Source organism: Staphylococcus sp. HMSC14D10 (genome assembly GCF_001808125.1).
Classification (GTDB): domain Bacteria; phylum Bacillota; class Bacilli; order Staphylococcales; family Staphylococcaceae; genus Staphylococcus; species Staphylococcus haemolyticus.
In genome coordinates this window covers 15,608-29,709 of sequence record NZ_KV792250.1, presented here as the reverse complement: position 1 = coordinate 29,709, position 14,102 = coordinate 15,608, and the positions used below count along the sequence as shown (strand labels likewise).

General features: G+C 30.4%; 15 protein-coding genes. 14 read left to right on the top strand and 1 reads right to left on the bottom strand.

The genetic code is table 11. The annotated features are described in order from the left end of the window. The first annotated feature begins 245 nt into the window (after positions 1 to 245). The 9 genes from HMPREF3134_RS05905 to fumC all read left to right on the top strand — a co-directional run bounded on the left by HMPREF3134_RS05905 (position 246) and on the right by fumC (position 8,621). Positions 246 to 1,304 (top strand): PTS sugar transporter subunit IIC, encoded by a 1,059-nt coding sequence (locus HMPREF3134_RS05905; protein WP_016931347.1) that lies wholly within the window; start codon positions 246 to 248, stop codon positions 1,302 to 1,304. Between the two features lie 231 nt (positions 1,305 to 1,535). Further along, positions 1,536 to 2,990 carry an ABC transporter substrate-binding protein/permease gene (locus tag HMPREF3134_RS05900; protein ID WP_070441479.1) on the top strand — a complete coding sequence of 485 codons (1,455 nt, stop codon included), beginning with the start codon at positions 1,536 to 1,538 and terminating at the stop codon, positions 2,988 to 2,990. After that, the gene (locus HMPREF3134_RS05895) at positions 2,983 to 3,705 is read left to right on the top strand and encodes an amino acid ABC transporter ATP-binding protein (RefSeq protein WP_070441476.1); all 723 of its coding nucleotides are present in this window, start codon (positions 2,983 to 2,985) and stop codon (positions 3,703 to 3,705) included. Before HMPREF3134_RS05900 ends, HMPREF3134_RS05895 begins: the two co-directional genes overlap by 8 nt. 177 nt (positions 3,706 to 3,882) lie before the next feature. Continuing rightward, on the top strand, positions 3,883 to 5,010 hold the full coding sequence (gene queG, locus HMPREF3134_RS05890) for a tRNA epoxyqueuosine(34) reductase QueG (protein ID WP_053025430.1): 1,128 nt from the start codon (positions 3,883 to 3,885) through the stop codon (positions 5,008 to 5,010). Next, positions 5,011 to 5,481 carry a tRNA (uridine(34)/cytosine(34)/5-carboxymethylaminomethyluridine(34)-2'-O)-methyltransferase TrmL gene (trmL, locus tag HMPREF3134_RS05885; protein ID WP_053025428.1) on the top strand — a complete coding sequence of 157 codons (471 nt, stop codon included), beginning with the start codon at positions 5,011 to 5,013 and terminating at the stop codon, positions 5,479 to 5,481. It begins immediately after the preceding gene. A gap of 171 nt (positions 5,482 to 5,652) precedes the next feature. Next, positions 5,653 to 6,252: a 6-phosphogluconolactonase gene (locus HMPREF3134_RS05880; RefSeq protein ID WP_053025425.1), complete on the top strand. Its 600-nt coding sequence runs from the start codon at positions 5,653 to 5,655 to the stop codon at positions 6,250 to 6,252. Positions 6,253 to 6,274: 22 nt separating this feature from the next. Continuing rightward, positions 6,275 to 6,424, top strand: a complete 150-nt coding sequence (locus HMPREF3134_RS11975) for an SAS053 family DNA gyrase inhibitor (RefSeq protein WP_141738627.1) — start codon at positions 6,275 to 6,277, stop codon at positions 6,422 to 6,424. A gap of 210 nt (positions 6,425 to 6,634) precedes the next feature. Beyond that, positions 6,635 to 7,030 carry a hypothetical protein gene (locus HMPREF3134_RS05875; protein ID WP_053025423.1) on the top strand — a complete coding sequence of 132 codons (396 nt, stop codon included), beginning with the start codon at positions 6,635 to 6,637 and terminating at the stop codon, positions 7,028 to 7,030. Between the two features lie 205 nt (positions 7,031 to 7,235). Continuing rightward, positions 7,236 to 8,621, top strand: coding sequence for a class II fumarate hydratase (fumC, locus tag HMPREF3134_RS05870; RefSeq protein ID WP_070441473.1), 1,386 nt, complete (start codon positions 7,236 to 7,238; stop codon positions 8,619 to 8,621). Positions 8,622 to 8,686: 65 nt separating this feature from the next. On the opposite strand, the gene HMPREF3134_RS05865 is transcribed toward fumC, so the two are convergent. Beyond that, a complete protein-coding gene (locus tag HMPREF3134_RS05865; protein ID WP_070441470.1) occupies positions 8,687 to 9,511 on the bottom strand; it encodes an RluA family pseudouridine synthase in 825 nt (274 codons plus the stop codon). 187 nt (positions 9,512 to 9,698) lie between these two features. Between HMPREF3134_RS05865 and HMPREF3134_RS05860 the strand changes: the two genes are divergently transcribed. The 5 genes from HMPREF3134_RS05860 to HMPREF3134_RS05840 all read left to right on the top strand — a co-directional run bounded on the left by HMPREF3134_RS05860 (position 9,699) and on the right by HMPREF3134_RS05840 (position 14,095). Then, complete coding sequence (locus HMPREF3134_RS05860) at positions 9,699 to 10,808, top strand: GAF domain-containing sensor histidine kinase (RefSeq protein ID WP_070441467.1); 1,110 nt, start codon at positions 9,699 to 9,701, stop codon at positions 10,806 to 10,808. Between the two features lie 21 nt (positions 10,809 to 10,829). Next, on the top strand, positions 10,830 to 11,453 hold the full coding sequence (locus HMPREF3134_RS05855; protein WP_070441464.1) for a response regulator: 624 nt from the start codon (positions 10,830 to 10,832) through the stop codon (positions 11,451 to 11,453). 264 nt (positions 11,454 to 11,717) lie between these two features. Then, on the top strand, positions 11,718 to 12,182 hold the full coding sequence (locus tag HMPREF3134_RS05850) for an XRE family transcriptional regulator XdrA (RefSeq protein WP_011275416.1): 465 nt from the start codon (positions 11,718 to 11,720) through the stop codon (positions 12,180 to 12,182). Positions 12,183 to 12,551: 369 nt separating this feature from the next. Further along, a complete protein-coding gene (locus HMPREF3134_RS05845) occupies positions 12,552 to 13,682 on the top strand; it encodes a DUF445 domain-containing protein (RefSeq protein WP_070441461.1) in 1,131 nt (376 codons plus the stop codon). A gap of 68 nt (positions 13,683 to 13,750) precedes the next feature. Beyond that, positions 13,751 to 14,095 carry a YlbF/YmcA family competence regulator gene (locus HMPREF3134_RS05840; protein WP_011275418.1) on the top strand — a complete coding sequence of 115 codons (345 nt, stop codon included), beginning with the start codon at positions 13,751 to 13,753 and terminating at the stop codon, positions 14,093 to 14,095. Positions 14,096 to 14,102: the final 7 nt, after the last annotated feature.

The window sequence follows — 14,102 nt, the reverse complement described above, 5'->3', positions numbered from 1 at the left end:
TGGACTCATCAGTCCGATTTGACGTAGAGCCTTTAATTGATTTCAATTTTTCAATTTTCTAGTCAGTGGTTAAGTATCAGTTATTGAACTATTATATTTATAATTGTTTAACTTCTTATGTTAAGTTTTAGCAATGGTATTTTTTTAAAATTAGCATTAATTTTTGATTAAAAAAGAAATGTTCATATTGTTAAACACATTAGTTTGTACTAAGATAAAGCTAATGTTTAAAAACGGAGGCTACTATGAGTAAACAACGTGTAAGTTTAAAGTATTTTTTTAGTAATATTCTAAATGCGGTAGGTGCTGGAGTAGTATTAGCTTTATTGCCAAATGCGTTATTAGGAGAATTTTTGAAATTATTTATGGATGCACATCCAATGCTCGAAACTGTGTTTCAATTAGTAATGATAATTCAATCATTCATGGCATTTATTATCGGTGTTTTAGCTGCACATCAATTTAAGTTTAATGGGGCAGGTTCTTGTATGGTAGGCATAGCCGCAATGCTTGGATCTGGAGCGGTTCAATTTACAGCTAAGGGCATTGTTTTAAAAGGGATTGGAGATATAATCAATATCATATTAGTTGTAATTATAGCTTGTGCAATATATATGTTTTTACAAGGAAAATTAGGCTCACTTGAAATGATTATATTACCGGTTGTTATACCTGTATTAAGTGCATTAATTGGTTTATTAACTTTACCTTATGTACAAACAATTACTAAAGGACTTGGCCATATGGTAAATTCATTCACTGATCTTAATCCTTTAATTATGTCTATACTAATAAGTGTGACTTTCTCATTGTTAATGGTTACACCTATTTCATTAGTCGCCATAGCAACAGCTATAAGTTTAACTGGTTTGGGAAGTGGTGCTGCTAACATGGGCATTGTCGCAGCTTGTGTGACTTTTATATTCGGTTCAATAAGAGTTAACTCTATGGGGGTTAATATTGTTTTACTTATAGGTGCAGCGAAGATGATGATTCCAGTCTATTTAAAACATTTAATTATTGCAGTTCCTTTAACTTTAAATGGTATCGTTTCTGGTGTATTGGCATATGCTATAGGTATTAAAGGCACACCTTTATCTGCCGGATTTGGTTATACAGGCTTGGTAGGACCGATTAATGCATTTAATAGAATGTCTGGAGACGCTACTATAATTATTATTTTGCTCGTTTTCGGCTATTTTGTTATTCCATTTGTGAGTGCATTCATTATACATGAAATATGCAAAAAATTAATACCAAGCTATCATGATGGTATATACAAATTCGAAATTCCTAAGCAATAATAGCAATTAAGATGTATGTACAAAAGTTTAATTTATATAATGAAATAAATTTAATTCAAAGCTTTTAACTGAATTGAGAAAGTGTTTATATTGACCTTTTCTCAACTCTAGTTAACCTGTCAGGGTGAGACAAAGATTCAAATCGAATTTTGTTTCACTCTTTTTTAAAATTTTTATTGTATATTAATGCGATTATATGTATAATAATGAATTAATTAAAGGAGGTTGCTTATGAAAAAATTAACAAAAGTACTTGCGATAGCAATCTTAATTAGTTTGACATTGATATACATACAACCAATGGCATTAGCTGATGAAGATGCAACTTGGAATAAAATTAAAGATAGGGGTGAATTAAGAGTAGGATTATCAGCTGATTACGCACCATTAGAATTTGAAAAAACTAAAAATGGTAAAACAGAGTATGCTGGTGTAGATATTGAATTAGCAAAAAAAATTGCCAAAGATAATCATTTAAAGTTAAAAATAGTGAATATGCAATTTGATAGCCTACTTGGAGCTTTGAAAACTGGAAAAATTGACATAATTATATCAGGAATGACAACAACACCTGAAAGAAAAAAAGAAGTTGATTTTTCCGAACCATATATGGAAACAGGAAATGTTATGTTAATTAGAAAAAAAAATAATGATACCTTCCATAAGTTGAGTGATTTTAATAATAAAAAAATAGGAGCTCAAAAGGGCAGTGAACAAGAAAAAATTGCACAGCAAGAAATAGAAAATGCACAAATAAGTTCATTAAATCGTTTACCAGATGCAATTTTGGCACTTAAAAGTAAAAAAATTGATGGTTTAGTAATCGAAAAACCAGTAGCAGATGCTTATGCTAAGCAAAATAAGGATTTAAATATTGTCCATGTTTCTTTCAATGAAGAAAAGAAACCCACAGTTATAGCACTACCGAAAGACTCACCAATTTTATTAGAACACTTAAATCATTCTATTAAAGATGTTAAAGATAAACATTTAATTAATAAATATATGGATATTGCTTCAGAACAAATGGTTGATGATGGAAGCTTTATTCAAAAGTATGGAATTTTTTTCTTAAAAGGATTACAAAACACTATAATAATTTCTTTAATTGGTGTTATATGTGGAGCAATAATCGGGTCATTTATTGCACTTGCAAAATTAAGTAAGTTTAAAATTATTTCTTTACCCGCAACAATATATATAGAATTTTTAAGAGGAACACCGATGTTAGTGCAAGTGTTTATCGTATTTTTTGGCACTACCGCGCTTTTAGGATTAGACATTTCTGCTTTAATTTGTGGGACGATTGCCTTAGTTATTAATTCTTCAGCCTATATTGCTGAGATAATTAGAGCTGGAATTAATGCAGTAGATAAAGGTCAAACTGAAGCTGCACAATGTTTGGGGTTAAACTACTCAAAAACAATGATTCATATCATATTGCCTCAAGCTTTTAAAAATATATTACCAGCGCTAGGAAACGAATTTGTAACTTTAATAAAAGAATCATCAATCATATCTACAATTGGGGTTGGTGAAATTATGTTTAATGCACAGGTTGTTCAAGGTATTTCATTTGATCCATTTACGCCATTAATCATAGCAGCATGTATATACTTTGTATTAACTTTTTCATTATCAAGATTAATGAGTTTAATAGAAGGGAGACTGAAAGCAAGTGATTAAAATTGAAAATTTAAATAAAAAATTTGAGAAAAATGAAGTGCTCAAGGATATTAATTTAGAAATTAAAAAAGGTGAAGTATTAGCGATTATAGGACCATCAGGAAGTGGAAAAAGCACTTTATTAAGATGTATGAATTTGTTAGAAACACCAACAAACGGAAGAGTTGTATTCGAAGGTAATGAACTCTCTATTCACAAAAATAACTTAAATAAATTACGTCAAAAAATGGGCATGGTCTTTCAAAATTTTAATCTGTTTCCACATAAGACTGTATTAAATAACATCATATTGGCTCCTAAATTATTAAATAAAAGCGATTTAAATCAATTGAAACAAGAGGCATTAACATTATTAGAAAAAGTTGGACTTGAAGATAAGGCAAATGTATATCCTTCTCAATTATCTGGAGGACAAAAACAAAGAGTTGCGATTGCAAGGGCACTGGCTATGCATCCAGATATTATATTGTTTGATGAACCTACGTCTGCATTGGATCCAGAGGTAGTGTATGATGTTCTAAAGGTAATGAAAGATTTAGCTAAAGAAGGAATGACAATGGTTGTTGTTACACACGAAATGGGATTTGCAAAAGATGTGAGTGATAAAGTTATATTTATGGCAGATGGGCATGTTATTGAAGAAGGTTCACCTCAGCAAATATTTCAATCACCAACTCATCAAAGAACGCAAAACTTTTTATCAAGAGTTTTATAATAAGTAAACAAATAGCAGCGAGTCTGAGACATCATATCATGTTTCAAACTCGCTATTTTTAAATTGAACTGGAATATTTATTAGGAAAGTGTTCAATTATTATATAAATAAATAACTATTTCATTATGTGGATTATGTTAAAATGTAATATGTATCAATTTTAAGGAGGCAAATGAATTGGATTATAATTGGCTTAAACAAGAAATCATCGATTATGCTTATTCAATAGGTATTGATAGTATAGGTTTTACTACTGCCGATCCATTTGATGAACTTAAAAAGAAGTTAGAAGATTATCATGCAAATGGCTATGCTTCGGGTTTTGAGGAGTCAGATATTTCATTAAGAACTGAGCCAAAATTAAGTTTGCCTACCGCACGCTCAATTATAGCAATTGCTGTTGGATATCCGAATAAGCTTAAAGGTGCACCTAAAAGTGTCAGAGGTGATCGCCGAGGTATGTTTGCTCGTGCCTCTTGGGGGCAAGATTATCACTCTATTATGCGTAAACGTTTAGATAAACTTGCTGATTTTATACAATCTAAAGTTCCTGATGTAGAACTTAAAAGTATGGTTGATACTGGTGTATTATCAGATAGGGCCGTTGCTGAACGAGCAGGTTTAGGATTTGCTGGACGTAATGGTTTTATTATTAATCCAGATTTAGGAACATGGAGTTATTTAGGTGAAATGTTAGTGAGTATTCCATTTGAACCTGATGATCCATTACTTGATAGCTGTGGAGATTGTACAATATGTGTAGATAGATGTCCTACAGGGGCGCTTGTTGGAAATGGTCAATTGAATTCTCAAAAATGTATTAGTTTTTTAACTCAAACTAAAGGATATCTGCAAGATGAATATAGATATAAGATAGGCAATCGCTTATATGGATGTGACACGTGTCAACAAGTTTGTCCTAGAAATAGGGGGATCAATACAACGCATGATGACATTATTCTAGAACCTGAGATTCTAAAACCAAGATTAGTACCGTTATTACAAATGAGCAATAAAGAATTCAAACAAACATATGGGCATTTAGCTGGTGCTTGGCGAGGTAAAAAACCAATTCAACGTAATGCAATAATAGCTTTAGCACATTTTAATGAAGAGGCAGCAATACCAGAACTTAAGGAAGTTGCATTAAATGATCCAAGACCAATGATAAGAGGGACGGCATACTGGGCGATTGGCCAAATTCAAGGTGAAGATGCACGTGAATTTATAGTTGCAAACTATGAAAATGAAATTGAAGAAGTTCAAAATGAAATGATAAAAGGAATAGAAATGAGGAAACTTTAAATGACAAACCATATTGTTTTATTTCAACCAGAGATTCCTGCAAATACTGGTAATATTGCACGTACCTGTGCAGGAACGAACACACATTTACATTTAATTAAGCCTTTGGGCTTCAGTACTGATGATAAAATGTTAAAACGTGCTGGTCTTGATTATTGGGAGCATGTATATATTACTTATCATGAAAGTATTGAAGACTTTTTCGATGCTACTCAAGGTGAGTACTACTTACTAACTAAATTTGGAAAACAAACGTATAGTGATTTTGATTTTTCTAAAGAAGATACAGATTATTATTTTATATTTGGAAGAGAAACGACTGGATTACCGGATTGGGTAAAAGAGAAATACGCTGACATGGCATTAAGAATTCCTATGAGTGAAAATATCAGATCGTTAAATTTATCTAACACAGCCGCTTTATTAATTTATGAAGCATTACGACAACAAAATTTCCCAGGTTTATCCTAATAAGTAGTAAGTTAGTAAAAATTCTATGCATCTATTTATTAAAAAATGTTATATTTATTAATGATGTATAATAACATTTTTAAAATAGTTTGATTTAGTGTCTAAAAGGGTAAGTTAACGAATAATACGTTATTTATATGACATTGATGAACTAAGAGGAGTGTAATGACAATGGCAATGAACTTTAAAGTATTTAATGATGTAGAACATGTAGCTGAGTACACAGCAGATATCATTAGAAAGCAATTTAATAACAACCCTACAACTATTGCGGGAATTCATTTAACAAAGGATGCTGCACCTGTTTTAGATGAGTTAAAGAAAGATGTAGATCATAATGCGGTTGATTTTAGTCAAGTAAATATCTTAGATTATGACGATAATCGCTCATACTATGAAGCATTAGGTGTACCTACTAGTCAAATTTATCCGATTAATCTTGACGATGATGCAGAATCTTTAATTGATGACAAAATTAAAACTAAAGAAAATAAAGGTAAATTAATTTTACAAGTTACTTCTATTGATGAATCAGGTAGTTTAAATGTAAATGTAAGACAAGGATTATTAAAAGCGCGTGAAGTAGTATTAGTTGTGACTGGTGCTAATAAACGTGAAGTTGTTAAAAAACTTTATGAAGAAAATGGTAAATCTAGCTTTGAACCAGCTGATTTAAAAGCTCATAGAATGGTAACAGTTGTTTTAGATAGAGCAGCTGCAGAAGGTTTACCTGAAGATGTTAAAGAATATTTCACTGCTAGATTTGCTTGAATTTAAAAGTGAGGTCTGAGTTATGACTAAAAATAAAGATTCAGAATTAAATTATCATGAGGAAGAAAATGCGATGGTTCAAGATTTAGATGACTTGAAAACATTGGGCAAAGAAATGGAACAAATTTCTGAAGAAAACGACGAGGACAGATTGAATCAATCGCATGAGTAAATTTTAACTTGATGATAATTAACAAAATAAATATTATTTATGAACCAAGTAACCTAAGATGTTAAAGATGTCTTAGGTTATTTTTTTAATGAAGCAATATACATTGTCATTTGAGTGCGTAATTTCATCAATCAATCATTTAATTCAATTTAATGCTATAAAAATTATGGTAAAATAAAATTCAATGAAAATGTATAAGGAGAGCTTAAAATGTTACATAGATATTGGCTTCCACTTACGATTGCCACAATTATTATTAGTTTACTTTCTATAAAAGGATTTCCAATAGCATTCGGTGCACTTTACTTACCTATTTTGTTTAAAATCATAAAATTACAATTAAATTTATCTCAAGGCTTAATTGATAATATTAGTGCTCAGCCTTTTATTAAGAGTAATCAAACAGGTGTGTTCATAAGTGTGTTGTGTTGTATTTTAATAACTGGTATTTTAATTTATTCTTTAAATGATATTTATGAGCAATTTACTGGTTTTATAGGATTTCTAGTTCAAATTAGTCCTATTACAATAACTTTAAGTATTATATTTTATATTTTGAGTGCTTTAGCTGTTATTAAAGCAGTAAAAGTTAAATATCAAGTTTAACTTAAGCAAGCAACGGTCAATTACGATAAGACAAAATTTTTCAAAGATAATAGCGATTGGGAACATTAAATCATTGTTTCAATCGTTATTTTTTATATCTATGATATGAGTTTGTATTATTGAAACCGCTTTAGTAATGCATTGCCCCTTTAATTTAAATAATGCTATACTATGAATAAATAATTGTATAAGGGGAGATTATCGCATGTCAGTAAGAATTGAACACGATACATTCGGAGAGATTGAAGTACCTGGTGATAAATATTGGGGTGCACAAACGGAGAGAAGTAAACGAAACTTTCCTGTAGGTAAAGAACGTATGCCAATTGAAGTAGTATATGGATTTGCTCAATTAAAACGAGGTGCAGCATTAGCAAATCATGAACTAGGAAAACTAAGTGACGCTAAAAAAGATGCAATCGTTTACGCTTGTGATTTAATTTTAAAAGGGGAATTAGATGAACATTTCCCACTAGTTGTTTGGCAAACAGGAAGCGGTACGCAAAGTAACATGAACGTTAACGAAGTAGTCAGCTTCGTAGCAAATAAATATTTAAAAGAACAAGGTATCGATGAATCGATTCATCCTAATGATGATGTGAATAAATCTCAAAGTTCAAATGATACTTTTCCAACAGCAATGCATGTTGCATTATATCATGAAGTTGAAATGAAACTTGAACCTGCATTAAAACATTTACGTGATACTTTTAAAGAAAAAGAAGATAAATACCAATCAATTATTAAAATTGGACGTACACATTTACAAGATGCGACACCAATTAAATTAGGTCAAGAAATTAGTGGCTGGCGTCATATGTTAGATAAATGTGAAGAATTATTAGCTGAATCAAAAAAACATATCTTAAGTTTGGCTATCGGTGGAACTGCCGTAGGTACAGGTATTAATGCACATCCAGAATTTGGTAATAAAGTTGCTAAATTTATCTCAGAGAATACTGGATATAAATTTGTATCATCTGAAAATAAATTCCATGCGTTGACTTCACATGATGAAGTCGTGCAATTACATGGTACGTTAAAAGCCTTAGCAGCAGACTTAATGAAAATCGCCAATGATATTAGATGGTTAGCATCTGGTCCTAGAGCGGGGCTTGCAGAGATTTCAATTCCTGAAAATGAACCAGGATCATCAATCATGCCTGGTAAAGTAAATCCAACACAATGTGAAATGTTAACTATGGTTGCAGTACAAGTTATGGGTAATGACACTACAGTTGGTATTGCAAGTTCTCAAGGTAATTTTGAATTAAATGTATTTAAACCAGTAATTCTTCATAATACATTACAATCAATTTACTTACTTGCAGATGGTATGCAAACGTTTAATGATAATTGTGCAGTCGGCATTGAACCAATTGAAGAAAACATTAATAATTATTTAAATCAATCATTAATGTTAGTTACTGCGCTAAATCCACACATTGGTTATGAAAAAGCTGCTCAAATTGCCAAGAAAGCACATAAAGAAGGGTTAACATTAAAAGAATCGGCTATTCAATCTGGTCATGTTACAGAAGAACAATTTGAAGAATGGATAAAACCTGAGGATATGGTGGACCCACACTAAAAAACAACCACATATAACTAATAAAAGGAGTAACTGTCTATGAATCGATAGTTACTCCTTATTATTTATTCATCATCCAAACTAACTGATATTAATTCTTGAGTGAGTGGATGTTTAAATTCAATTTTATGACTATTAAGTTCTAGTTGGCGTAATGTAGAATTACCATACAAAGGATCGCCTATAACAGGATGACCAATTTCAGCTAAATGAACTCTAATTTGATGAGTACGGCCCGTATCTAATTTAATATCCAATTGGCATACGCCTTCTTTTATCATTTTAGAGGAAAGAATGTGCGTAATCGCTTGTTGACCTGTATTAGAAATTCGTCGTTTATTAGGATGGAATTTATCCTTACCTATAGGACTATCAATAGTTTGAGGTTTAATTGGTAATAATGACTTAACATTAGCCTTATATATTCTAGTAATTTCATTTTCTTCCAACATACGATCTAGAATTTTTTTCATTAGAGGGTTCTTAGCTACAATGAGTAAACCAACCGTTTCTTGGTCTAAGCGATGAATAGGTTCGACATATTCACTATCTAACGTATAAATAACATGATTCATTAAAGTGTTACTCTCTTTTAAATCATTTGGATGAGTCTTAACGCCTTTAGGTTTCATGACAATAGCTAAATCATCATCTTCATAACTAATTTGTGCGTAACGATAACTAGGTAAGTAATTACTTTTTTCTACTGGTGTTGGAATGTAAATATCATCCCCGGTAAGCACTTTATCTGTTAATTTCGCAGGGTGATTGTTTATAGTTATATCTTTTGACATATTTAACTGATGTAAGTCTTTCTTAGGCAATTTCAATGATTGAAAGATTTCTCTCAACGTATTTTGATTATAATTCTCATGTATTTTAAACTTCATAATTTCCTCCTAATAGCATTCGCATTAATCATACCATATCTTAGATTGCTAATAACGTATATTAATCACAATCTTACGAATTTCATAATAAATAATAATATGTAACTTAAACATTTTTACATTTTTAAAAATGTAAATCTCACTGTATAATAAGACTAATGCAAATATGAGTAACTGAGGCGATTTCATGGAAAAACCAACACGCTTAGCATTATTAAAAGAAATAGCAGAATATCTCAATGAGGAAACAGAATTATATAATATGATGCACGGTGCTTTGAATTATTTAATAAATGGTAGTAACTTTACAACTGGTTGGATTTTCTTTATAGATAATAACGGCCATCACGAGATAGTAGCTGATGTTGATCTCCCAGGTGCATTAAAGAAGGATAATTGCTGTTATATGAAAGAAGGATCTTGTTGGTGTGTCACTGCGTATCATAATGAGCGTTTAACGAAGGCTTCTAACATAATCAATTGTTCTAGAATAAATTTAGCAAATCAAGCATATAAAGCAGCAACAGAAGGTGTAACACACCATGCTACAGTGCCACTACGGTCTGGCACAGAACAATATGGTTTACTCAATGTTGCATCACCATATACTACGCGTTATAGCGAACAGGATTTAGCCCTATTAGAATCGGTCGCTTTACAGATTGGCTCTTCAATTAAACGCATTTATTTAACTGATCAGGAAAAAGAGGCAGCTAGATTAAATGAACGTAATCGCTTAGCAAGAGACTTACATGATTCAGTAAACCAATTATTATTTTCACTAAAATTGACCGCTCATGCAGCACATGACATAACGACAGATGAAATTGCGAAAAAAGCTTTTAAGACCATTGAAGAAACAAGTCAAAATGCGGTTAATGAAATGCGTACACTAATTTGGCAACTTAAACCAGTAGGTCTTGAGCATGGTTTGGTGCAGGCATTAAATCAATATGCACAAATTCTTAATATAAAACTAACAATAAGTGTTGATGGAATTATTAGTTTATCAAATATCGTAGAAGAGAACGTTTATAGGATATTACAGGAATGTATAAATAATACTAAAAAACATGCTCAAACTAATTCAGTACATATTATTTTAAAACAAGATAAAGAAAAGTTGATAATTATTGCAAAAGATGAAGGAATTGGTTTCGATATGAATAAAGAAACTAATAATTCATCACAAGGGTTAAAAAACATAAGTCAACGAATTTATGCATTAGATGGACAAGTTAACATAGATACAATGCCTAACAAAGGAACAACGCTATCTTTAGAGATTCCTTTGTAAATTGGTGAAAGGAGAAAAATTGTGGCTAAAGTCATATTGATTGATGACCATCATATTGTAAGACAAGGATTGGAATTCCTTTTATCGACGGTGGCTGATTTGGAAGTTTTGGCAAGCTTATCGGATGGTCAATCTTTAATTAATTATTTAAATGACCATGATATACCAGATATCATCCTTCTTGATTTGGTAATGCCTGAAATGAATGGTATTGAAGTGACAGAATACGTGAAACGTCATTTCCCTGATATTAAAGTATTGGTATTAACAAGTTATGTAGATGATGAACATGTTATTTCAGCTATTAATAAAGGGGCAGATGGATATGAAATGAAGGATGTTGAGCCTCAAAAATTAATTCAAACGATACATGACGTTTTAAATAATAAACGGATTATTCATCCAGAAGCACAAAGTGTAATAGACACCGTATCTTCAAAACCACATAATACTAATAAGCTATCTAAACGAGAAATAGAAGTATTAGCTGAAATGGTAAAAGGTAAAACGAACAAAGAAATTGCAAATACGTTATTCGTTTCTGAAAAAACAATAAAAACACATGTTAGTCATATATTTAATAAGTTAAGTGTAACAGACCGTACACAAGCAGCAATTTATGCTATTGAAAATAAACTTGTATAGAGTGTAATATAATAAATCGTTAAAGAGCTAGGGATGAAAATACAATTAAAATGTAAAGGATTATTAGAAGTGAGTTAGCAAATAAATTAATTTAATTATTTTGATAATTTCGCCATTAATAAAATTGTATACAAAAACAAAAATTCCTCTTTTCATTTTATTGAAAATATATTAAGATGTAATTTGTGTTTCAAGAAATGTGTATTATTGCAATTTCTTGTGTCCGGATAAATTAACCCCTATTAGAAAGGTAGAGAATAAAATATGGATAGACAGAGTTTCACAGATTTAATTCAAACAAAATTTAAAATGGTAAGAATTGAAGCGGGCTATACGCAAGATACTATGGCTCAAACAATTGGCCTTTCAAAAAAAACATTAGTTCAAATTGAGAAAGAACGTGTGTTACCAAACTGGACAACATGTGTTTCAATTTGTGCATTATTCAGAGATTCTGATGTTTTAAATAATACGTTCGGTTGCGATCCTTTAGAAATTGTTCAAACTATTTCACGTAATCATTGTGCATATCCAAATCATTCAACAACTAGTGATATTTATTGGAATACTATCGAAACACGTAATGGTTTTATGTTACAAAGTAATAAAGTAAGTAACATATATAGAGTATTAAATTCAGAAAAGCAACCTATCTTTGGCACTTCAAAATTAAGAGAAGCTGAAACATACTTTAACAGAAATGCTAAAGAAGAATTAATGCACGTTTAATAATAGTTAAAATATTATGATTTAATATGAAAGTGATAGAAGAATCACACCAGATTTAATCACTTTTAATTTATATACATTCAAGGTATGTGGTTATTACATATGGCGAACATAATGTTTTGAGACTACATAGCTTAATTGTAAAACTGATTGAACTGAGATTATTCTTATATTAAGAAATTCTCAGCTTAAGTTTAACTTGATATTAATTAAAAGACGAGCCTAAGATATTTGATATCGCGGCTCGATTTTTTTATTTCAAAACATTTCTGCATTTTCAATTTTAATGCAAAGTAAAATTAAGGAACCATATATTCCAAAGTGATATAATCATCATATTGTGAAAATAATTTTTAAGGAGAAATCGAGATGCAAGCTTTTTTAGTTATCCTATTTATGGTAGTAGTAGGGGCTGTAATTGGAGGCGTAACAAATGTAATTGCAATAAGAATGTTATTCCATCCATTTAAACCATATTATATATTCAAGATGCGTATACCATTTACACCTGGTCTAATTCCTAAAAGAAGGGAAGAAATTGCTACTAAGATAGGTCAAGTGATTGAAGAACATTTGATAACAGAGTCAGTTATACATCAAAAGTTAAATGAACCAAATACTCGTGAAGCAATCAATGATTTAGTAATAAAGCAATTGTCTAAAATAAAAAATGATGATGCTACAATACGAAAATTTGCAAATCAATTTGATTTTGATCTTGATGACCTCATTAACAATAAGCTAGATAAAACCATAATAAATAAATTGAATAATTATTACTATGATAAACAGGCAACATCAATTAATGAAATTCTTCCTGCAGAAGTAATAACAATGGTTGATGAAAAATTAGACCAAGCAGGAGATTTAATTCGAGAACGTGCACGTAATTATCTTTCTTCAGATAAAGGTGCTAGAGATATTTACGATATGCTAGATACATTTTTTGCTGAAAAAGGTAAAATTGTTGGATTATTACAAATGTTTATGACTAAAGAAAGTATTGCTGAACGTGTTCAACATGAATTAATACGTTTAACAAGACATCCTAAAGCAAAAGTTATTATTGACAAAGTGATTCGAGGTGAATATGAAACATTAAAATCTCAACCTTTAAGTCATGTTGTTAAAGAAGAACAATTTACAAATATAAGTGAATCCTTGGTGCATTTAATCATGACAAATTTACAATTAAATGAAAAAATGGATACTCCAATCAGTAGGTTAACACCAAAATTAGTTGATCAAATTCAAATAGGAGTTGCTAATACAATTACTGATTTAATAATTAAACAAGCATCTAATCATTTATCAACGATAATGACAAAAATAAATTTACGTCAGATGGTTGAAAATCAAATTAATACCTTTGACTTAGATTATATTGAAAGATTAATTATTGAAATCGCTAATAAAGAGTTAAAACTTATCATGTCATTAGGTTTCATTTTGGGTGGTATTATAGGATTTTTCCAAGGTATAGTCGCAATCTTTGTCTAACTATAAATAATATGTTATGGTAATAAAGAGTTGTCAAAATTACTTTTCACTAAGGAGTGCAAACAAATATGGCAGTAAATTTATATGATTATGCAAATCAACTAGAACAAGCATTAAGAGATAGTGATGAATATAAAGCTATTAAAGATGCTTTCTCTAAAGTTAAAGATAATGAAGAATCAAAAAAATTATTCGATGAGTTCCGTGAAACTCAATTAAGTTTCCAACAAAAACAAATGCAAGGTGAAGAAATTCCTGAAGAAGATTTAGCAAAAGCTCAAGAACAAGCTCAAGCAATTGAAAAAGATGAAAATATTTCTGAATTAATGCAAGCTGAGCAAAAAATGAGCCAAGTATTCCAAGAAATTAACCAAATCATTGTTAAACCTTTAGATGAAATTTACGCTGACTAATTGTTAG